17 protein-coding genes are annotated in these 20,246 nt (G+C 63.4%); 9 read left to right on the forward strand and 8 right to left on the reverse strand.

What is annotated here, in order from left to right; all coding sequences use genetic code 11:
* Nucleotide 1 precedes the first annotated feature (1 nt).
* Nucleotides 2-952 (reverse strand): acyl-CoA desaturase, encoded by a 951-nt coding sequence (locus tag LA521A_RS09190; protein WP_281781986.1) that lies wholly within the window; start codon nt 950-952, stop codon nt 2-4.
* A gap of 240 nt (nt 953-1,192) precedes the next feature.
* Between LA521A_RS09190 and LA521A_RS09195 the strand changes: the two genes are divergently transcribed.
* Complete coding sequence (locus LA521A_RS09195; protein ID WP_281781987.1) at nt 1,193-1,975, forward strand: hypothetical protein; 783 nt, start codon at nt 1,193-1,195, stop codon at nt 1,973-1,975.
* On the opposite strand, the gene LA521A_RS09200 is transcribed toward LA521A_RS09195, so the two are convergent.
* The gene (locus LA521A_RS09200) at nt 1,972-2,637 is read right to left on the reverse strand and encodes a response regulator (RefSeq protein ID WP_281782065.1); all 666 of its coding nucleotides are present in this window, start codon (nt 2,635-2,637) and stop codon (nt 1,972-1,974) included. The two genes, LA521A_RS09195 and LA521A_RS09200, sit on opposite strands and share 4 nt — an antisense overlap.
* 89 nt (nt 2,638-2,726) lie before the next feature.
* Between LA521A_RS09200 and LA521A_RS09205 the strand changes: the two genes are divergently transcribed.
* A complete protein-coding gene (locus tag LA521A_RS09205) occupies nt 2,727-4,304 on the forward strand; it encodes a sensor histidine kinase (RefSeq protein WP_281781988.1) in 1,578 nt (525 codons plus the stop codon).
* Nucleotides 4,305-4,330: 26 nt separating this feature from the next.
* Here the strand turns inward: LA521A_RS09205 and LA521A_RS09210 are convergent, their stop codons facing one another.
* Nucleotides 4,331-5,089, reverse strand: a complete 759-nt coding sequence (locus LA521A_RS09210; RefSeq protein WP_281781989.1) for a TspO-related membrane protein — start codon at nt 5,087-5,089, stop codon at nt 4,331-4,333.
* A 354-nt stretch (nt 5,090-5,443) separates the two neighbouring features.
* Here LA521A_RS09210 and LA521A_RS09215 point away from each other — a divergent pair, with 354 nt between their 5' ends.
* Nucleotides 5,444-6,997, forward strand: coding sequence for a PAS domain-containing protein (locus LA521A_RS09215; protein WP_281781990.1), 1,554 nt, complete (start codon nt 5,444-5,446; stop codon nt 6,995-6,997).
* Between the two features lie 129 nt (nt 6,998-7,126).
* On the opposite strand, the gene LA521A_RS09220 is transcribed toward LA521A_RS09215, so the two are convergent.
* Both LA521A_RS09220 and LA521A_RS09225 read right to left on the reverse strand, forming a co-directional pair.
* Nucleotides 7,127-7,594, reverse strand: coding sequence for a nuclear transport factor 2 family protein (locus tag LA521A_RS09220; RefSeq protein ID WP_281781991.1), 468 nt, complete (start codon nt 7,592-7,594; stop codon nt 7,127-7,129).
* A 50-nt stretch (nt 7,595-7,644) separates the two neighbouring features.
* Entirely contained in the window at nt 7,645-8,607 is a 963-nt protein-coding gene (locus LA521A_RS09225; RefSeq protein WP_281781992.1) for an alpha/beta fold hydrolase, read from the reverse strand.
* A 166-nt stretch (nt 8,608-8,773) separates the two neighbouring features.
* On the opposite strand from LA521A_RS09225, the gene LA521A_RS09230 reads away from it, so the two are divergent.
* The 6 genes from LA521A_RS09230 to LA521A_RS09255 all read left to right on the forward strand — a co-directional run bounded on the left by LA521A_RS09230 (nt 8,774) and on the right by LA521A_RS09255 (nt 18,014).
* On the forward strand, nt 8,774-9,331 hold the full coding sequence (locus LA521A_RS09230) for a TetR/AcrR family transcriptional regulator (protein WP_281781993.1): 558 nt from the start codon (nt 8,774-8,776) through the stop codon (nt 9,329-9,331).
* A gap of 165 nt (nt 9,332-9,496) precedes the next feature.
* Complete coding sequence (locus LA521A_RS09235) at nt 9,497-10,279, forward strand: hypothetical protein (RefSeq protein WP_281781994.1); 783 nt, start codon at nt 9,497-9,499, stop codon at nt 10,277-10,279.
* A 798-nt stretch (nt 10,280-11,077) separates the two neighbouring features.
* Nucleotides 11,078-11,956 (forward strand): DUF2971 domain-containing protein, encoded by an 879-nt coding sequence (locus tag LA521A_RS09240; RefSeq protein ID WP_281781995.1) that lies wholly within the window; start codon nt 11,078-11,080, stop codon nt 11,954-11,956.
* Nucleotides 11,957-12,515: 559 nt separating this feature from the next.
* Nucleotides 12,516-14,291: a TnsB C-terminal domain-containing protein gene (locus LA521A_RS09245; protein ID WP_281778623.1), complete on the forward strand. Its 1,776-nt coding sequence runs from the start codon at nt 12,516-12,518 to the stop codon at nt 14,289-14,291.
* 8 nt (nt 14,292-14,299) lie between these two features.
* Entirely contained in the window at nt 14,300-15,223 is a 924-nt protein-coding gene (locus LA521A_RS09250) for a TniB family NTP-binding protein (protein WP_281778624.1), read from the forward strand.
* Between the two features lie 2,521 nt (nt 15,224-17,744).
* Nucleotides 17,745-18,014, forward strand: coding sequence for a hypothetical protein (locus LA521A_RS09255; protein WP_281778625.1), 270 nt, complete (start codon nt 17,745-17,747; stop codon nt 18,012-18,014).
* A gap of 21 nt (nt 18,015-18,035) precedes the next feature.
* On the opposite strand, the gene LA521A_RS09260 is transcribed toward LA521A_RS09255, so the two are convergent.
* The 3 genes from LA521A_RS09260 to LA521A_RS09270 all read right to left on the reverse strand — a co-directional run bounded on the left by LA521A_RS09260 (nt 18,036) and on the right by LA521A_RS09270 (nt 20,238).
* Nucleotides 18,036-18,470 carry a hypothetical protein gene (locus tag LA521A_RS09260; RefSeq protein WP_281778626.1) on the reverse strand — a complete coding sequence of 145 codons (435 nt, stop codon included), beginning with the start codon at nt 18,468-18,470 and terminating at the stop codon, nt 18,036-18,038.
* An 89-nt stretch (nt 18,471-18,559) separates the two neighbouring features.
* Nucleotides 18,560-19,555, reverse strand: coding sequence for a formylglycine-generating enzyme family protein (locus LA521A_RS09265; protein ID WP_281778627.1), 996 nt, complete (start codon nt 19,553-19,555; stop codon nt 18,560-18,562).
* A 29-nt stretch (nt 19,556-19,584) separates the two neighbouring features.
* Nucleotides 19,585-20,238 (reverse strand): YidH family protein, encoded by a 654-nt coding sequence (locus tag LA521A_RS09270; protein ID WP_281778628.1) that lies wholly within the window; start codon nt 20,236-20,238, stop codon nt 19,585-19,587.
* Nucleotides 20,239-20,246 lie beyond the last annotated feature (8 nt).

Below are 20,246 nucleotides of genomic sequence, written 5' to 3' on the forward strand. Positions count from 1 at the left end.
GTCAGTGCCTCGCCCGCGCCCAGACCCACTCGGGCACGGGCTTGAGGTCGCGCACCAGGCCAAGGTGGGACATCAGCTTCAGCCCGTACCAGGTCAGGTCGATTTCCCACCAGCGGAAGCCCTGCCGCGCCGTGCCGGGAAAGAAGTGGTGGTTGTTGTGCCAGCCTTCGCCGAAGGTGAGCAGTGCGAGCAGCGCGTTGTTGCGGCTGTCGTCGCGTGTGTCGAAGCGGCGGCTGCCGAAACGGTGCGCGAGCGAGTTGATCGTCACCGTCACGTGGAACAGCACCACGGTCGAGATGAAGAAGCCCCAGACCACCAGCTGCATGCCGCTCGTCCCCAGCGACGGCGTGGCCCATTGCAGGAACGTGCCGAGGCCGTACAGCGCCAGCGCCAGCGCGAACGGCACGGCGATGTCGTAGCGGTCGAGCCAGCGCAGTTCCGGATAGCGCGCCAGGTCCGGCACGCGCGAGAGATCGGTGGCGAACGCGCGCCGCGTGAGGAACCAGCCGACATGGCTGCGCCAGAAGCCGTGCACGCCGGGCGAATGCAGATCGAGCGCGGAGTCGGCGTGTGCATGGTGATGCCGATGGTGCGCCGCCCACCACAGCGGCCCGCGCTGCACGCCGGAGGCGCCGATCAGCGCGAAGGCGAACTGCACGGCGCGCGACGCACGGAACGTGCGATGCGAGAAATAGCGGTGGTAGAACCCGGTGATCGCGAACATGCGCACTGCATACAGCGCGATCGCCGCGACGATGGCCGTGGTCGAAACGCCCACCCACCACACGCCGAGGCACGCCAGGTGCATCGCGACGAAGGGCACGACGCGCAGCAGGTCGAGGCGATCGCCGTCGTGCGCGTCACCGGATGCCGTCGTCGCGCCGGCGTCGAACCAGCGGCGAAGCGAGGCGAGCGCGTCGGGACGCGAGGGCAGGGGAAGGGGTGTGGGCATCGGCTCGGCACGAAGGATCCGGGACGCTTTATGGCACGCAGGGCGCAGCGGGCACATCGGTAGATTTGCGTAGGACGCGGGGCCTTGCGGGAACTACCGGCGCACCCCGCGTGCGGGTGCGTAGTTGTACCGAAGGCACGCCGGTTTGCCGGCGCTAACGTCGCCTCGATGCGCCGCCGCACGCATTCGCGGCCGCATGCGACACCACGACGTTTCCTTCCCACACCAAGGAGGTGCCCCATGAAAGCGATGACGATCGCGGCGATCGCGCTGCTGGCCTGCACGTCGGCGCATGCCGCCGGCCCCGAGCCGGGACGGTTCTCGCTGACCCTGCTCGGCGGCGGCGATTTCCCCGTCAGCGGCGACGTGCACGACGGCGCGACCGTCGACGTCCCCGACCTCGGCCCGCTGAACCCCGCGCTGTCCGGCGTGGGCGCGCAGCTGCGCATCGGCTCACGCGCGCACGATCGCGTCTACGACATGGCCAGCACGTACGGGGTCGGCATGGCGTGGGGCCTGAGCGAGCGGATGGAAGTCTTCGGCGAGTTGCGTGAGATGCACGCGTCGGCCGGAAGCGTGCAGGTCGGCGAGGCCTACGTGCCCGCGCTGGACGTCGCGCTGCCGGTGTATGGGCGGTTCTCGAGCTACCAGGCGTGGAGCGCGGAAGTGGGCGTGCGCTGGTTCTTCATGGACCCCGGCTTCGCCCGTCCGTACGTGGCCGCGCGTCTGGGCGGGACGGAGACGAACGACATCGACGCGACGTTCGAGATCCCCGCCGCGAACATCCTCATCCCCGACGCGCCGTTCTACGAGAAGAAGTGGGCGCTCAGCGCGGGCCTCGACGTCGGCGTGAACATCCCGTTGTCGGAACGCGCGAGTTTCATCGCCGAAACCGGCGTGCGCTACGTCGACGACCTGGAGGGCGACGACAGCGCGATCGGGCCGCTGGGGCTGTCGCGCATCAACGACACGGGGCGGCGGATCTCGGTCCCGGTGACGCTGGCACTGCGGTGGGATTTCTAGGGGATGGGGCGGCTCGCGTGGAGCCCGGGCGTGAGGCCGTATTCGTCGGCCTTGCGCACCAGCTCCAGCGTGCTGTGCACGTCGAGCGCCTGCATGATCGCGTACTTGTGCGACTCCACGGTGCGCACCGAGACGCCGAGTTCGGCGGCGATCTGCTTGGAGCGCAGGCCCGCCGACACCAGTTGCAGCACCTGCATCTGCTTGTCGGTGAGTTCCTGCTTCTGGCCGCGTCCTGGCGCCGCGATCACGCGCGCGCCCAACGTCGGCGTGATGTAGGTGCGGCCGCTGCGCACCACGTGGATCGCGCGCAGCAGTTCCTCGCCGGCGGAGCTCTTGAGCACGTAGGCCGACGCGCCGGCGCGCAGCGCCTGCTCGGCGAGCGTGGGCTCGGCATGCATCGTCAGGAAGACGAACGGCACCTGCACACCGGCCGCGCGCAGTTCGCGCATGACGCTCAGGCCGTTGCGGTCGGGCATGCTCAGGTCGGTGACGACGAGGTCGGGCGCGTACTGGTGCACGGCCTCGAGCAGCGCGGTGCCGCTGGAGACGCAGGCCACCAGCTCGCATTCGTCCTCCAGCAGGCGTTGCAGGCCTTCGGCCACCAGGCGGTGGTCGTCGGCAAGCACGACGCGTGGTCGATCGGCGGGCATCTCGGGCATCATCGTCACCGTGGAATCGGGCGGCGGAGGAGGGTGGCTCCGTGGCGAGGGTACTCCACCCCCGACGGGCAGCGCAGTGGCAGGAGGTCACCATGAACACGCAACGCGCGACCGGCCATCCGCTCGCTGTTGCCGGCCTCGTCGCGGCCTCGGTCGCGTGCTCGCAGTGGGCCTCGATGCTGCTGTGGATGCCCAACCCGCGCAGTCACATGGTGTGGTTCCCCGGCGCCGTGCTGCTCGGCGCGCTGCTGCTGCAGCCGCGCCGTCACTGGTGGGCGTGCCTGCTCGGCACGGCCGTGGGCGAGGCGGCGGCGTTCGGCGTGCTCGGCGTACCGCCGCTGGCCGTCACCTTCGCGATGCTGGGATCGCTGCTGCTCACGCCGATGGTGGCGATCGCGCTGGAGTCGCTGCGCAGCCGGCTGCAATCGCCGCTGGAGGACTTCCGCCTGCTCACCGCGTTCGTGGTGCTCGGCGGCCTGGCGTTGCCGATGCTCAGCGCCGCGTGGATTGCCATCGCGATCCGCGGCACGGTGCTGGAGCCGTATCTGTCCGACTGGCCCAACGTCACGCTCGCGCAGAGCCTGGGCAACCTGATGCTGGTGCCGGCCGTGGTGTGGACGGCGATGCGCCGGCGCAACCCGGTGCCGCTGGAAACCAACGGCACGAGCATCGCCGTCGGCGCGGGGCTGCTGGTCATCCTCTGCCTGCTGTGGACCTGGCACCTGCCGATGCAGCGCCTTCAGCCCGCGCTGGTGGTCGCGCCGGTGCCGTTCCTGGTCTGGGCGATGGTGAGCTTCCGCGCGGTCGGCGCGTCGCTCGCGATGCTGGCCGTCGGCCTGCTCGCGATGCATTTCAGCGTCGCCGGCGTCGGGCCGTTCATCCGCGACGACCTCGCCACGACGACCATTGCGGTGCAGTTGTGGACGGTCTCGCTCACCGTCGCGTTGCTGTACATGACCGTGGTCGTCGAGCAGCGCGCCACGCGCACGCAGGCGTTGCAGCACGCCCACCAGCGCCTGCAGACGATGACCGTGCAGCTGATGCGCGCGCAGGAGGACGAACGCAGCCGCATCGCGCGCGATCTGCACGACGGCATCAACCAGTCCATCGCGTCCATCGCGATCCGGCTGAGCATCGCGCGCCAGCACGCGCAGGGCGCGGAACGCGAGCTGCTGGGCGAACTGCAGTCCGCGGTGACCGATGTTTCCGAGGACGTGCGCCGGCTCTCGCATGAGCTGCATCCCAGCCTGCTGCGCTACACCGGCCTGACGATGGCGTTGCGCTCGTTGTGCGAGGCGCAGCCCGGCAGCCTGCGCGTGCATGCGGAACTGGACGAGCTGCCCGAGCTTCCGCTCGAGGTCGCCACCGCGCTGTACCGCATCGCGCAGGAATCGCTGCGCAACGTCGAGAAACACGCCCGCGCCAGCGAGGTGACGGTGCGACTGGAACGCGTGGGCGCCGACGTGCAGCTGGAAATCGGCGACGACGGCATCGGCCTGGACGATCAACGGCACGATGCGCCGAGCGGGCTCGGCCTGCTGAGCATGCGCGAACGCGCGCGCGAAATCGGCGGCGAGCTTCGCCTCGTCAGCGGCCTGCACGGCGGCACGCGCGTGATCGCGCGCGTGGCCGGCGTCGGTTCGCAGGCCGCGCAGCGCGACGACGCCTGACGCTCGACCACCGGCGCGCGAGATGCTCATGCCGTCTCGCCGATCCCCGGCGCGTCGCGGGTCCAGCGCAGCCATGCGTACTGCGCGGCCAGCGCCGACGCGAGCACAAGCGCGCAGGTGGCGGTGACGTTCGCTCCGTCCATCGTCGAGGCCGACTGTTTCACGTATACCGCCACCAATCCCCAGACCGCGGCCGCCACGTACGCGAGGTTGCCGCGCATCGCCATGTTCGCCAGCATCAGCAGCGCCCCCGCGCCGCCCAGCAACGCGAGGCTCCACGGAAGCTGCACGGCGGTCGACAGCCAGCCGTGCGCGACGATCACCTGCGCCGTGTTGAGGAACGCCGCCAGCGACAGCCACCCGGCGTGCAGCGACAGCGGCAGCCACGCGAACACCATCTGCCCCGGCCACGCGCGGCGCGATTGCGACGTCGCGATGGCGCAGTACAGCAGGCACCCGAGCGCCGCGAAGATGATCGCCCACGCGGCGACGAACCAGCCCATCGAGAACACCGGCATCCACGCCGCGGTCAGCACGAAGCCCGCGGTCGACATCGGCAGCACGGGATCGCGGCGCGGTCGCGACCTGCGCGCGACCTGCCAACCGCCGTATGCCACGTCGAGCAGGAAGATCAGTCCCCAGATCGAGAACGCGTAGCCCGCTGCAGCCAGCAACGTGGGGTAACGATCCGACACGTCGCCCGTGTCGGGGCCGAACGCGCCGCGCATCGTGAGAAAGGCGATCGCCGGCATCGACAGTGCAGCCAGCAGGGCGAGGTATCGCATGGTCCGTGCTCCCGTCCAGGTCGCGATGATGGAAACCCACCGCCGCCATCGCGCGCCTGCGTCGCAGCACTGACGCGCCCTCAGTAGAACTACGCAGGCCGGGATGCCGGTACTTCGCTGGATCGAACGCCTCGAGCGGCCGATGGTGTCCGTGACGCCACACGGAGGCGTCCGGCCCGATCCCTGCGGGTCGGCTGCCGCGCCGGGACGACTCCCTCGACCGGCGCGGCGGCACCGCGCCCGCGTCGTCGCGCGGAATTCACGTCCCATGATGAAACTGCGCCGCCAGGGGGAGCGCAGTCGGCACCACGCACGCAGCCAGTCATGATGGAATCGGTCACTTCGGATCGCGGCTTGCTCACGCAGATCGTCGAGCAGAGCCGCATCGGCATCATCGTCACGTCCGTCTCGGGCGACCAGCCGATCCTGTACGCAAACCAGGCGTTCGCGGATCTCACAGGCTACGGGCTGGACGAGGTCATGGGGCGCAACTGCCGGTTCCTGCAGGGCGCGGACACGGCGCCGGAATCCGTCGCCGAACTGCGCGACGCGATCGGGCAGGGCAGGACGGTCGTGATCGAACTGCTGAACTACCGCAAGGACGGCAGCGCGTTCTGGAACCAGCTGCACGTGCATCCGATCCTCGGCACGGACGGTCGTCCCGAATACCTGCTGGGCTACCAGCGCGACGTCACGCAGCGCAGGCACCTGGAGGAGCGGCTCCAGCAGGTGCGTCGCCTGGAGGCGCTGGGCGTGCTCACCGGCGGCATCGCGCACGAGTTCAACAACCTGCTGCAGGTGATGACCTCGACGCTGGACGTGCTCGAAGTCCATGCCGGTCTAAGCGGCGAGGATGCGCTGCCGATGACCACGCCCATCGACAACGGTCGCGCGGCGATCGCGCGCGTGGAAGCACTCACCAGCCAGTTGCAGACCTTCGCGCGTGGAAAGACCGGCGCCACCGCCGTGGCGAAGGTGAATGAGGTCGTCGACTCGCTGCGCGAGATCCTGCGACGCGCACTGGGCGAGGCGGTGCAGGTCGAGTTCGACCTGGAAGCGACCGTCGGAAGCTGCTGCATCGACCGCGTGCTGGCCGAAACCTGCCTGGTCAACATCGCGATCAATGCCAGGGAAGCGATGGTCGACCGGGCCGAGCGCAGGCTGCTCATCCGCACGGGCCGGTGCGATGTCGAGGGCGAACAGGCGCAGGCGTTCCGCATCGAAGCCGGCGCGTACTTCACCATCGAACTGATCGACACCGGCCGCGGCATGGACGCGGCCACGCTGGAGCGCGCGCTCGACCCGTTCTTCAGCACCAAGGGCACGCGTGGCGTCGGCCTGGGGCTGTCCACCGCGTACGGGTTCGCGCGGCAGTCGGGCGGAACGCTGACGCTCGACAGCCAGCCCGGCAAGGGCACGCGCGTGACGCTCCTGCTGCCGGCAGTCAGTCCGGAGCCGGAAGCGGTCGAAATCGCCGACGAGCCGCAGCCCGCGCAGCGCAGCATCAACGTGCTGCTGGTGGACGATCGCGAGGACCTGGCACTCATCGTGCGCGAGATGCTCCGCTTCGAAGGCTTCGAGGTCACCGCGGCGAACGACGCGGCGCAGGCGCTTGCCATGCTGGAAAGCGGCGCCGCGTTCGACCTGCTGCTCAGCGACGTCGTCATGCCCGGCGAACTGGACGGGATCGCGCTGGCGCAGCGGGTGCGCGACCGGTTCCCGCAGACGCGCATCCTCCTGATGAGCGGATTCACCGGGCGCGAGCTTGGCCCGGACGCGCTGGAATTCGACCTGATCGCCAAACCGTTCCGGCTGCCGGAGCTGCTTTCCCGCATTCGCGCCGCGGTAGCAGCAGGGCGTGTCGTCCGGCCCGCAAACCGCCTCGACCCAACGCCCGAGACGGCGTGATGCGGGCGTCGAGGCGTTGCACGATCTGCTTGCACCGCGGTCGCGCGGAGCGGGTGTGTGAGCGACGCTGGTCGACAGCGTTCATCGACAACAAGCGGCCTCGTGCGTAGCCAGCAGCGATCTGGCCGCTTACAGGCCGATGTCGCTCAGACCTGGATGCCCGGCAGGACGCGCCCCATCGCGGTCCCACAGGAACTTCCGCTCGTTCGCTGCGATCCGCACGTCGTTGATGGATGCGTGACGCTCGACCATCAATCCCTGTGAATCGAACAACCAGTTCTCGTTGCCATGCGCGCGAAACCACTGTGCGTCGTCGTCGTGCCATTCGTAGGCGAAGCGCACGGCGATGCGGTTGTCGGTGAACGCCCAGAGTTCCTTGATGAGCCGGTACTCGTGCTCCGTTGCCCATTTGCGGGTGAGGAAGTCGACTATGGCGGCACGTCCGGTAAGGAACCGGTCGCGGTTGCGCCACGCACTATCCTCGCTGTAGGCCAGCGCGACACGGTGCGGATCGCGCGTGTTCCAGGCGTCCTCGGCGGCCCGTACCTTGAGTCGCGCGGTTTCGGGCGTGAACGGCGGAAGGGGAGGGCGGGTCATCGGTGTCTCCTCGAAAGGTCCGCGGCACGGTTGTCGTGCCGCGAACGGACTCAACGGCGTTCCAGGAATTCGCGGATCAGCGTGGCGATCTGCGGGGCATGGGTCTCCAGCGCGAAGTGCCCCGTGTCGAGGAGGTGCACTTGCGCGTTGGGGTTGTCGCGGCGATACGGCTGCGCACCCGCGGCCAGGAAGATCTTGTCGTTCTTGCCCCAGACCACCAGCGTCGGGGGCCGGTGCTTGCGGAAATAGGCCTGCCATTGCGGATACTTCGGCAGGTTGTTCCGGTAGTCGTAGATCATCGCCAACTGGATGTCGTTATTGCCCGGCCGATCCAGGTAGGCCTGATCGAGCATGTAGGCGTCCGGGCTGACCAGCGTCGGATCGGGCACGCCGTCGAGGTACTGCCAGCGCGTGCCTTCCAGCGTGAGCGCAGCCTTGCGGATCACGTCGCGGTTGGCTTCGCTGTTGTCCTTCCACAGCGCCTTGATCGGATCCCAGAACGCACCGATACCTTCGATATAGGCGTTGCCGTTCTGCACGATGAGTGCATCGACGCGCTCGGGATGCGCGCTGGCCAGGCGGAACCCGACGGGCGCGCCGTAGTCCATGACGTAGAGCGCATACCGCTCCAGTCCAAGCTGCTTGGTGAAGCGGTCCATCAGCTTCGCGAAGTTGTCGAAGCTGTATTCGAATTCCGACGGCGACGGGGCGGCGCTCTGCCCGAAACCCGGATAGTCCGGCGCGATCACATGGAACCGGTCGGCAAGCAGCGGGATCAGGTCGCGGTACATCTGGCTGGACGTCGGGAAGCCATGGAGCAGCAGCAGGGTAGGGGCGTCGCGGGGGCCGGCCTCGCGATAGAACAAGTCGACTCCCTCGACCTGGATACGACGATGGTGAACCGGGTATGTCGCGCTCGACGTGGTGCGGGCGGGTTCTTCGCCCGCATGGGAAATCGACGGGACGGCGGTGGCCAGTGCGAGGGCAAGCACCGCGACGCGTAGCAATGACATGGGAGAGCTCCAACGTGGCGTTCTGTATCGAACGATCGGTACAATACGCTGGCCGTGAGCACGGTGGGAGCGGGCAGGAGAAACGCAGTGTTCCGCTGGAGTTGGAAGATTTGACCTTCCGAACCCCTCAGGTAGCATTGGACCAATCGATTCAGTGGAGAGCGCAATGCCCGCTCCGTTGCTCAGCCGGGAAGCGGTCGTCGACCGTCTGTTAGGTGCGTTCCGTCGCTTCGGATACGACGCGGCATCGCTCGGCCAGCTGTCCAGCGCCACGGGACTGGGCCGCTCGAGCCTTTATCACTACTTCCCCGGGGGGAAGGAGGACATGGCCCGCGCCGTCCTCGACCGGGTCGATCAGTGGGTGCAGGAATCGGTGCTGGCGCCGCTGGGTTCCAGTGGAACGCCGGAGCGCCGTTTGAGCCAGGTGATCGCCGCGCTCGACGACTACTACGGCGGAGGCACCGAGGCCTGCCTGTTCGGCAACTTCGTGGTCGGCGATGCCGTGGTTCTCTTCCACGACAGATTGAGCGCGGCATTCCACCAGCTGATCAACGGACTCACGCTGCTCGCGCGGGAGAAAGGCATCCCGGCACGCGAGGCACAACGGCGCGCCGAAGACGCGGTCGTGCGAATCCAGGGTGCATTGATCGTCTCGCGAGGCCTGGGCGATCCTGCAACGTTCCGACGTGTGCTCAAGGAACTTCCGAAGGATTTGCTGGGCTGACCGAAACGCTGCTCCACTAAAAATTCACGGCGCACTAGCAAAAAAGCGAGCGCTGCAGCGTCAGCAGTGATGACGACGCGCGATTCACGTCGCGTCGAGCACGGTGGCCAAACCTGCACAAGCAGGCTTGATTTGCCCCTCACTCACAGCATCAGGAGCTGCAACGTGAACGAAAACGACAAGCGCGAGAATCGCGACCTCAACCGTGATCCGATCAGCGGCGCCCCCGGCTCGCATCCCGTCGGCGTCGGCGTCGGTGGCGTCGGCGGCGCGGCAGCAGGCGCGATGATCGGCGCCATCGGCGGTCCGCTCGGCATGTTGATCGGCGGTGGCATCGGCACGTTGATCGGCGCCGCGGCGGGCAAGGGCGTGGCCGAACGCATCGACCCCACCGGCGAAGCCGAGTACTGGCGCGAAACGCACTCCTCGCGTCCCTACCACGACGCAGCCTTCGACTACGACAACGATTACGCGCCGGCCTACCGCTACGGCGTCGATTCGCGCGCCAACCTGCCGGACCGTTCGTGGGACGATCAGCTCGATCGCGATCTGGGTGCCGGCTGGGGCGAGGCGCGCGGCGAGTCCAAGCTCGAGTGGGATCATGCGCGAAACGCGGTGCGCGATGCGTGGGATCGCAGCGATCGCACCTACAAGGCGTATGCCGCCAGCGACCGCTACTACGCGGACGCGTTTGATAAGGTCGACTACCGCGATGCGGATGCGCAGTTCGACGATTACCGCCCGGCTTACCGCTACGGCACCCAGGCGCGCGGCCGCTATGCCGACCGCCAGTGGGACGAAGGCCTGGAGAGCGAACTGGGCCAGGGTTGGGACAAGGTGAAAGGCAATTCGCGACTGGGCTGGGACAAGGCCAAGCACGCCACGCGCGACGCATGGCACGGCGTGGAGCGCGCGTTGCCCGGTGACGCGGACGGCGACGGCCGATAACGCGTCTCCTCTGCCATCGCGTAGAACCAGAAGGCACCGCTTGCGGTGCCTTCTTCGTTTGGTTGGGTTCGGACGATGGGCAACGATGGCTGCGAATGCGTGAACGAGTAGGGCACGTGCCAGGTCATCGAGAAGAACCGTTGTCGCATTTGTTAGCTAACAGCGTTCATTGCCGTCCGCCGTGAAAGAAGATCCGTAGTGCTACATCGCGCTCGCGATTGTCCTGCCGGCGACAACCTACGGTGCTTGGCATCTGCACCGCTCAGCGCGCAGGTGAGCGGTTATGGCGATCTCGGTGCCAGGTGCATCGAGCCCGCCTCCTGATAGCCGCATTTTTGATACGCTCGTCTCAGTCCAGAGGGGGACGGATGGAGCGATGCGACAGGGAATTCTGCTGGTTGCCGCGTTGATGTGCGGCAGCGCTTCGGCACAGATCGTTAATAAGTGCATCGGGAAGGGCGGGGCGGTGCATTACTACAGCGGCCCGTGTCCCGCTGGCTACGCGCAGGCCCGAACGTGGGAAGCGAAGCCTGAGCCACCGCCGACGAATGATGAACTTTGGCGCCGGTATCACCAGCGTAAAAAGGGTGAGGCGGACTCTCGCTATCTCTCAAGCCTTGCCGGTACAACCCGTGCGCGTAGTGGCTCAGGGCACTACGTCCACCGCGAAGGCGCTAAGAGCCCGACGCGCTGTGAGGCTGCTAAGGCTGCGCGCGAGAGCACGCTGGAGGCTGTTGGTATGCGGCGCACGTATGAGTTACTGCAGCAACTCGATGCCAATGTGCGGGAGGCTTGCCGGTGAAAACGGTTGATGAGTTCTTTAGCAAGGAGCCTCCAAGCAACCTGTATCACTACACAGGAATTGGGTCTCTCCTGGGCATTGCTGAAAACGAGTGCCTTTTCGCAAGTCATGCCTACTATCTCAATGATTCGCGAGAGGTGAAGCACGCTGCCTACATGCTCCAACGAATAGTGATGAGCTTGATCGAGCAGGGGCTTGCCACAGAGCCCACGGTAAAGGAGTTTTTGCTTGCCTTCATGGACTGGCTGATTACTTTCGAGAAGCAGCAGTACAACGTCTTCATATTTTCGTTCTCGGTGCATCGCAGCCAGCTTAGTCAATGGCGCGCCTATACACCGCATGGCAAAGGCGTGAGCCTTGGCTTCTCACCTCGAACGATCCGGAATATCGCAAATGAAAACGACTGCTCTCTTGCTGAGTGTCTTTACGCGCCCAAGAAGCAAGAGCATCTAGCAGATGCTCTTGTCAAGAAGATGCTTGAGACGTTCTACCAACGCGTCGATCATCTACGAACGTTGCCTCAGCCCACCAGGTACACAGGTTTTTTAGAGGAGTTTCGAGGCGAAGTTCTGCGGGCGCTCTGCATTCTGAAGGATCCTGCATTCTCAGAAGAGCGTGAGTGGCGCCTAATCTCACCGTATTACGACAATTACGTTCTAGCGCCCATTTGCTACCGCGAAGGTGCATCGATGCTGTCGCCCTTTATTAAGCTCAAATTGCTCAAAGAGCGACCGCTTTTTTCAGAAGTTTTGCTGGGCCCATCCGAACATCAGAACCTCTCGATGCAAGCGCTGGTGCAATTTCTTAGCAAGCGCTCGCTGACTTCGGGAGTTGTGAACTCTGGCGTGCCTTATCGGGAATGGCATAAGCGTTGAGGCCCGAACATGCGTGCGACCGCGAGGATTCGCGGCCACCATGTCTATGTCAAGAAGCGGCGACGCCCTTATGCCTGTACTCCGCAAGATCGATGATCACCACTTTGACCGTCATCAGAAACGAGATGGCGGCCTGGCAGCCGCCATCTCGCCCATTCGTCCTCGAAGTCGAGGTTCATGCGGGCACTTCCTGTGCAAGGGGGATGCTCGCGATATCGGCCCAGCAACGCTGGCCTGATGTAGGGAAAAGCCGCAACAGGGCGTCAGACATCCTGTCGTTTTTTCCGGAAATTGCCTGTACGAAACCCGTTACAGAACAATGGGTTATGCATCAGCGTTTGCTGCAAGGGCGGTTTTGGTGCTGGCAACGACACAAACTTGGCCCATAGGTGGGTTGACGACAGAAACTTGCGTCCAAAGCCGCGCACTGGGCCTCTGATCTCCACCTTTTCATCGGGGCAATACGCCCCCGGACTGATAATCCAGTTGGCGACGAGGGGCCTTAGTTATGAGGGCAGCTCTTAGCGGTCGATCCCCGCACGGGGAACTGGTTCCGCGGGTGGGAGAGCTCGCGGTATGGGACGGTCGCGCTGTGCGGATCGTCGAGATCTGCGCGCCAGATCGGATCCAGGTAGAAGCGTTGGGGACGGTCGGCGCTAGCTGGGTCGGGGTGGACGATCTAGAGCCTTTTGTAGCGAATATCTCCAAGCGGACCATTCGCTGCGCATCAGATGCAGATCCTGAAAAGGAGAACTTGGCAGTCGCCTGGACCGATGCGCTAAAGCGGCTGTCAATGGCGACAGGCTCCGACGCTAAGAAGGCGGAAATCGCCCGCGAGTTTGGTGTGTCTCTACGGACGGTCGATCGTCGCTACGCGCGGTTCAGAGCAGATCCAACCCCTGAAGGTCAGATAGACGCACAGCGTGGTCCGCCAATCGGCAGTCGCCGCTTAAGCCCTCTGGTCGAAAAGATCATCGACGAGGCGTACGAGGCCGTCTACTTACAGCGGGAGAGTCCGCGCGTAAGCGACTTCTGTGAAGCCATCGACGCTGCCTGCCGAAAGGAGCATTTGCCATCGCCTACGCGTCGCGCAGTTCAGCTGAGAATTGCAAGCAAGGATCCCATGTACGCGTTGGTACGACGAAAAGGTAACGAGCTCGCAGAAGCTTTGCAGAAGCCTTCCGTCGCCGGATTGAATGTAAGTCGACCACTTGAGGTCGTGCAGATTGACCATGCAATAGTCGATGTCATTGTTGTTAGTGAGGACACGCGACAGGAGATCGGAAGGCCATGGATCACGCTCGCGATCGATGTCTTCTCACGAGTGATAGTGGGATGGTACCTGTCGCTCGATGTCCCAAATCAAACTTCCGTCGGGATGTGCATCGAGCACGCGTGCTTCCCGAAGCGGGAATTTCTGCAGTCGCTAGGACTGGAGTTTGACTACCCAGTTTACGGAAAGCCAGAACAATTCCACTGGGACAATGCGTGGAGCTTCCAAGCGAAGGGGATCTCAATCCAATGCGAACGGCGCGGCATTGCGACAATAGTTAGGCCCGTAAAGAAGCCTCATTGGGGCGCGTACATTGAGAGGTACATCGGGACGCTGATGGGGAAAGTCCACCTTCTCCGCGGAACGACCTTCTCGAATACTGTTCAACGAAAGGGGTACGACTCGCAGGGCCGCGCCGAGATGACCATGTCCGAGCTGAAGAAGTGGCTCGCGATCGAGATTGCTCAGCGATACTTCAATGCCAAGCACAGAGGGCTTGACGATCAGAGGCCAGCGAGCGTCTGGACCAGTTTCTTTCGCGACGCGGAGGGGCGTGTCAAGTTGCCCGCGATCATGGGGGACAGAAGGGACTTTCTGCTCGGCTTTCTTCCGTTCAAATATCGAGTAGTTAGCCGAGAAGGAATTGCGCTCTTTAAGCTGTTCTTCTGGGACCCTGCTCTCACGCCACTTATCAACAAGCCGGAAAAGTTCAGAGTGCACTACCGCCAGGACGACCTCTCGAGAATCTGGCTGTACCACGATGGCGACTACTCGGAAATTCCACTTTTAGATAGATCAATCCCGCCATTTTCGTATAGGGAGTTGAAGCAGGCGAGGAAAGAGAAGAGGACGGAGCTGCCGCCTGAGCGTGAGCACCATCAAAATGAAGTGGCGAATGCAGTGATGGCCAAGAGGGCTCTCGAAGATGAGGCGGCTTGCACGTCTCGCGCCGCCCGACGAAATCGCGCGTCACGGCCGGATGCGCAGCCTCCGTCTCAGCCTAAAGTAAACTACTCCAAGCCGGCCGCCAGACTCGACCCCTCACTGGTATTGGTCAAATGACTTGGGCAATGCAATTGACTGCGCCCGCAAGGGCAATGCTACTGGGGAGCGTCTCAGAGCGGTCCGCGTTTGTCAGTACGCAAGCCTATATTCCTACGACCGAGGGCGTTGCGGCCTTGCAATGGTTGAGCTACCTCAGGCGCCACGCCTACGGCGTTGATCGCCCGCGTAACCAGCATGTGGTGGCGCCGCCAGGGACGGGAAAGAGTCGACTTCTTTCGCACTACGCGAGTCAGTTTGAACCAGTTCGTGATCAATTTGGTGTGTTGAAGCGCGAAGTCGCGCTGGCCGAGGCGCCAGAAGACGGTGATCTTAGGCATATGCGAAGCCGCATCGCAACGGCCTGTATGCCCGGCTTGAATGAGAACGGCTCCTACTCTACCGAAGATGTGATCGAGCTCTTGCTAGCGGCGAGTGTTCGCCAACTCCTACTTGACGAAATGGGAAACATCCTCAACGGCTCGCGCCTATCCCAGCAGAAGATCCTCGCGCTCATCAAGGGCGTCACCAACAGAGGTATCACTGTTGGGATCGCCACGACTGACCGACTCCGCCTCGTGCTGGCAGCAGACGAACAGCTAAAGGACAGATTCCATATGACTACGCTGCGACATTGGCAGGAATCCGAGGGGCTCCGATCATTCCTCGATGCCGTCGAGCTGCAGCTGCCTCTACCGAATCCGTCGAAGCTTTCGAGTCCAGCTATCGTTCGGTGCTTCTTGAGAAGGGAAAGAAACTCCACTTCTGGAATACTCGATCCTATAAGAGATGCGTGTCGCATAGCCTTTCAGGAAGATCTTCCTAATCTTACTTTGGACCTCATTGAAGACGCGATTGAATCGCCTTTTCCACCTGGCGGAGGCCTCGTTGAGGGGCGAAGTCGTCATGTTGATGCCATTAAGGCAGCCAGAAGATCGCCTTCTCCCGCTTAGCGGGAGCGTGACAACCGGAGGAGACGCATGAATCTATTGGATTCTCTTCCGGCTTGGCCGCGGCCAATTCGCGACGAAGCACCCACTAGCTGGCTCAGGCGTGCCCGCACCGTGTGCGGCTTGAATCCCAAGATCTGGCAATGCGTTGTTGGTGATGAACAAATAGAGCCAGAACGAGGTCGCTTTTGGAACGGCTCGCGGTGGTCTGGCTTTCCCGCTGGTGTGGGGGATATTGCTGGAGTGCCCTTTCGGTGGCGCACTGTCCCCACACTGCGGACGATGCACTGCAGAGTCTGTTCAGAGCAGGCTCCGGGGGCGAGTCTGCCTCAGCTCATCAGCTTCTTTGATGCGCGGCGATTCGTCTGCCCTGCGCACAGTGTATGGCTGAGCTATGGCGATCATGGCGGAGCGACAATCGATGGAAGCCTCAAAGGTCTGCTTAGTTGGCTGGATGGCTGGATTCGCGGAGAGATCTCGCCGTCAGGTGAACTGATTCGCCACGACTTGGTCATGCTATTTGCTAGGAACTGGCAGGTTATGACGGCACCTTGCGAAGCGGCGTATCACACATGGAGTCTTCCCCCCGGTTGTCCATCGTTGCCGGAGTATCGACGAAGGTGGCCGATGCACAGGCCTGGGCGGTTGGGCGACCTGTCTCCGGCTGAGAGGTTGACGGCCGTGGTGATGGCGAACCGATGTTGGCTCGCTTTGCTACGTGGACGAGAGTGGCCCGTTGACGTACCCAGATGTGGCAAATACTGGTTTGATCGGCGATGGCCATCTTGGCGGCTAAATAGAGCGCTGGTGGCGGGATGACGCGATTCGGACGTATACATCTCGACGTGCCGGAGGGTCTCGGGCCCTTGGTAGGAGAAATGATGCCAGGCGAACGCCTGAGCACATGGTGCAGGCGCAACGGGATCGTTGCCAAGGTCGAGGGCCCGGATCCAGATTTTGGCAGGCTCATCGTTTCACCTGAGTTGGCTCGACATGAGCACGATCTGCGAATCGCGGCCTTGCCACCTCGCGTTGAGCCGATACCGCCGGGGTCCCGCACGATGTATTGCCCTGAATGCTGGACGCAGGACTTCAGTGAAGGGCGGCCCGCCTATTGGCGGGCTTCATGGATAACTGCGTGGCGAACATCGTGCCCCGAACATGGTGGTTTGTACGATCCTGGCAACAGCCGTGTGCCTCGGCTTCGCGAGATCCTATTCACTAGATCCGATCCAACCGGGCCGGTGGGCATCAGGGAAAGCCACTCGAACTGGTCCAAACACGCGGCCAGTTACTTCGGCTTCAACATCTTCAGCGATCGCCGCGCCATCCATCTAGAGGCAGCATTGGATTGCTCACTGTCAGGCGGCTGGGCGCCCGCCGGATACGATTGGGCAAGCTTCTACCCGCTTTACTGGGACATCGTTGGTTCGCTCTGTCGCCAGTTTGGGCAGCCACCAATGAATGGGGTCCCCCACCGATTTCTCACCATGCTTGGAAGCTATCGCTACATGGTAAGCGTCTGTGCGGAGGCCGTAATCTCCGTTTGGACAAACACGCCACTGCCGAGCGACGCGTGCTCGGAATTGCGTACACAGGCAATCGCGCGGGCACTGGGGTGGGCGCCGCCGGCGCGGCGCGATGTGCGAAGATGTTGGATTCTTTCTCGCCCTGAGGGCCGTGACGTTACCCGATGCACAAAATACCTTGGAGCGTCGGATCGGCAGAGACTTTGCGGCGAAGAGTGGCGTGACTGGAGCAGACTCGGACGGCTGCCGCAGCATACTTCGTCCGAGGCAACCAGTATCGGGTTATCAGAGGAGCGTATCCACGCACGAATCCACCCGCATCTACGCGAGCAGTTGGAATCAATCTTCTCCCTAGGGGTGCCACCGGGTTCGATGTCTGCAATGAAGGCTTGTCGCAAAAGGGGAGTGCCGTTCAAGGTGAGGCCGAAGTAAGACTGCCCAGTGTGACTCGGTTAGCGCCCAAGGCCTTGTAGGAGTTCCGGTATCGTTTGGACCTCAGTCTGGCCAATGGCGAGGAGCGGTCTTATCGGCGCTAGGGCGGTGCGGGCTCATCCTCGTTGTGGAAAGCGCGAGCGATTAGGCGAGGTTATCGGGGGTGGGGCGGGCCAACTTGCGGCACCGACTGCCCTCACTTCTCTGCCTGATGCTCTGCGTCGATGGCTGGTTTGTCGGAAGTAGGCGTGCAAGGAATCCAGAAGGCGAAAGGTGAACCCGGCCCATCGTTGTCGCGCGCCCAGAGCTTGCCCCCGTGGCGGTCTACGATCGTCTTGCTTACCGACAGGCCCACGTTTGACCTCATGCGCAATCGATGCGGCCAGCTGGCCAAAGGTCATCACACATGTCGCATGGGTCATTTCGGAACGGAGCTTCTCGACCGCGTCCTCAGCCCCCGAAGGCGACCTCGACGCCGGCATCGTCGAACTGGCGGCAGTGCTGCCGCTGGGCGAGGAGCGCTTCGAGGGGGCGGACCTGTCGGGGGGCTTCGCTACTTCGACGTGAGCACCAAGGCGCGCTTCCATCCGCTCAACGATCTGCTGCCAAGCACGATCAAGCTCTCCGACCGCTGGGCCCTGACGCTTCGCGGCGATGGCCCGACAGGCGCCACCGATGGCAGCTCGAGCGCGAGCGCGAACGTGCAGTACCACGCCGGTCCCGGCTTTTGGGTCTTCGGTTACTGCTACCTGGATGTGGAGCTTCTGATGCGCGACTCCGCACTGGACCTAACGTTGCACGGTCCACAGGTGGGACACGCATTCACCTTCTGAGCGACCGCTCCTTAAAGGCTGTCACTTGCGTGCCCGCATTACGCGCGCGAACGGACCTCGCAGGAGCAAGTAGGGCAGAAACGCAAGCAAGAAGGCTACGATGATGGCTTCCACGGGGTAGAAGTGGTGCAGCACGAATGCCTGGTAGGCCAAGTCCATGGCTAAACCCATGGCGAGAACCTTGCTTGTTGCGTGAATCCCCTCTGCTAGTCGATCACGACGGCGAGTCGGATCAGTTAGGACCGTCCAGAAGTAAGGGGAGCGACCGGTCGCCGCGTCCTTCGCCCCGTCTTTCCAGGCCGCAATTGTGGCCATGACCGGTTGCAGAATGAATCGGAACGACATCGCAGCCGACGGCCTCTCGATCAGGTCTGCCCATAAGCGTCTCCAGACGCCCGGCTCGGTGATCATTGCGTAGATGCCGAAGCAAAGCGCCACGATGCCAAAGGTGGTCACCGCGACCCGGAATAAGATTTGGATAGCTCGTCTCATAAAGCCGCCTCTGCCCGCCCGTACACACATGGATTCGGTGTGACTGAGCTCGCCTACGACCCGTGCCGCCTTTGATTTGGAGGGGGCGCTGCGCGCACAATGCAACGAAAGCCGAGGTGACAGGTTGAGGTATCGACTGGTTGCGCCATACGTGCTGCGGGACGGTACCGGCGACAATAGTTGGGAGCGCAAAGGTGGGAGCCGCCCTTCATGACGCGCCGAGGAATTCTCAACGCATCTCGGGGATCGTGGCTCTCCTGCAAGCTAGCGCCGCGCGGATTGTCGCGAGTGCAGCAGGAATGGTGGATCTCGCTATGCGAAACGTACCAATCTGTTGTCCATTCCCAAACGTTACCGGCCATTTCGTAAAGGCCATAGCCATTGGGCGGATACGATCTGACCGGCGCGGTCCAGCGGTGGCCGTCGCTTACAAGATTCTGATGGGGAAAGTCGCCCTGCCAAGTGTTTGCGAGATACTCCCCACCGGGGGTTAGTTCGTCTCCCCAAACGTACTCTGCGCAATCGAGTCCGCCACGTGCGGCGAACTCCCACTCAGCCTCGGTGGGAAGATCCTTCTTTGCCCACTGGGCGTACGCCGCCGCGTCCTCGAAGGCAACGTGAACGACAGGATGATCGCCGAGGCCTTCGAGTGTGCTTTCTGGTCCTCTGGGATGGCGCCAATTGGCACCCGCGAGGTACTGCCACCACCGGAGGGGATCGCGAAGATCGACGGGGCCATTCGGGGCCACAAAGACCACGGACGCGGGGGCGAGCATGCTCGGGTCGGCGCCGGGATAATCCGCGGCATCTGCCGGGCGCTCTGCGCTAGTCACGTAGCCGGTGTCGGCCACGAAGCGCGCAAACTCATCATTGGTCACCGTGTGGCGATCCATCCAGAAGCCGTCCACCCTGACATTGTGAGCCGGCGCTTCTTCGGGATAGTGGTGGTTTGATCCCATGCGAAACACGCCGCCTGGGATCCACACCATGTCTCCGCGATCTGAAATGATAATGTTGCCTTGCTTAACGTGGCGGGCGATGTCATTCATAGGTGGCCTGATGGGGCGTTATTAGCACTTCAGCCAAGTGTGGCCAGGCCGAAAACCATGCTTGCGATCGCGAGTAGTCCGAGCAGCAACAGCAGCACTGCCGTCACGAGGGGCAAGGAAACCGGAAATGCGCTCTCGCCATGGACCAGAGCGCTTGCCTTCATTTCAGAGCGTCCATGGCGTAGGCCTAGCATGAAGCGCACGTGATAGGCGATACCCAAAGTCAGCAGGACGATGCCGATGGCAACGAGCGCCGTGCCGAAGTTCCTAGGCGCATGGCTTGTCGACTCGATGAGATTAGACGACTGCAGATGGCCGAAGAACTGGAAGATGGTAAAACCGAACCCAATGAGCGATAACGCCGTACGAATAATAGACATCATCGTACGGTCAGCACTGAGGCGTGTGCGCTGATAAGACATGCCCGTTCGTCGCATCGACATTTCTGTCCGGCCCTCTGACAGGTCCGTGCGGCGCATCGACAGATCGGTTCGGTACTCAGACAGGGAGGTTCGGTGCTCGGAAAGCTCCGTGCGATGGTGAGACAGGCCAGTCCTGTAGTGCGAGTACTCGACTGACGCGCCATCGGCATCAGTCTTGTCCACCACGGGGAGAGGTGGTACCGGCTGTTCCCGGAGGCGCTGCGGTCGCTTGATCTCTTGGCTGCTCTGACTGTTGCGCATACGGGACT

Source organism: Lysobacter auxotrophicus (assembly GCF_027924565.1).
Taxonomy (GTDB): domain Bacteria; phylum Pseudomonadota; class Gammaproteobacteria; order Xanthomonadales; family Xanthomonadaceae; genus Lysobacter_J; species Lysobacter_J auxotrophicus.

Excerpts from the sequence above, each read along its gene's own strand:
- LA521A_RS09210 (WP_281781989.1), bottom strand. The coding sequence starts at position 5,089 with ATGCGATACCTCGCCCTGCTGGCTGCACTGTCGATGCCGGCGATCGCC.
- LA521A_RS09250 (WP_281778624.1), top strand. The coding sequence starts at position 14,300 with ATGCAATTGACTGCGCCCGCAAGGGCAATGCTACTGGGGAGCGTCTCA.
- LA521A_RS09225 (WP_281781992.1), bottom strand. The coding sequence starts at position 8,607 with ATGTCATTGCTACGCGTCGCGGTGCTTGCCCTCGCACTGGCCACCGCC.
- LA521A_RS09190 (WP_281781986.1), bottom strand. The coding sequence starts at position 952 with ATGCCCACACCCCTTCCCCTGCCCTCGCGTCCCGACGCGCTCGCCTCG.
- LA521A_RS09205 (WP_281781988.1), top strand. The coding sequence starts at position 2,727 with ATGAACACGCAACGCGCGACCGGCCATCCGCTCGCTGTTGCCGGCCTC.
- LA521A_RS09200 (WP_281782065.1), bottom strand. The coding sequence starts at position 2,637 with ATGATGCCCGAGATGCCCGCCGATCGACCACGCGTCGTGCTTGCCGAC.
- LA521A_RS09195 (WP_281781987.1), top strand. The coding sequence starts at position 1,193 with ATGAAAGCGATGACGATCGCGGCGATCGCGCTGCTGGCCTGCACGTCG.
- LA521A_RS09220 (WP_281781991.1), bottom strand. The coding sequence starts at position 7,594 with ATGACCCGCCCTCCCCTTCCGCCGTTCACGCCCGAAACCGCGCGACTC.
- LA521A_RS09230 (WP_281781993.1), top strand. The coding sequence starts at position 8,774 with ATGCCCGCTCCGTTGCTCAGCCGGGAAGCGGTCGTCGACCGTCTGTTA.
- LA521A_RS09270 (WP_281778628.1), bottom strand. The coding sequence starts at position 20,238 with ATGCGCAACAGTCAGAGCAGCCAAGAGATCAAGCGACCGCAGCGCCTC.
- LA521A_RS09265 (WP_281778627.1), bottom strand. The coding sequence starts at position 19,555 with ATGAATGACATCGCCCGCCACGTTAAGCAAGGCAACATTATCATTTCA.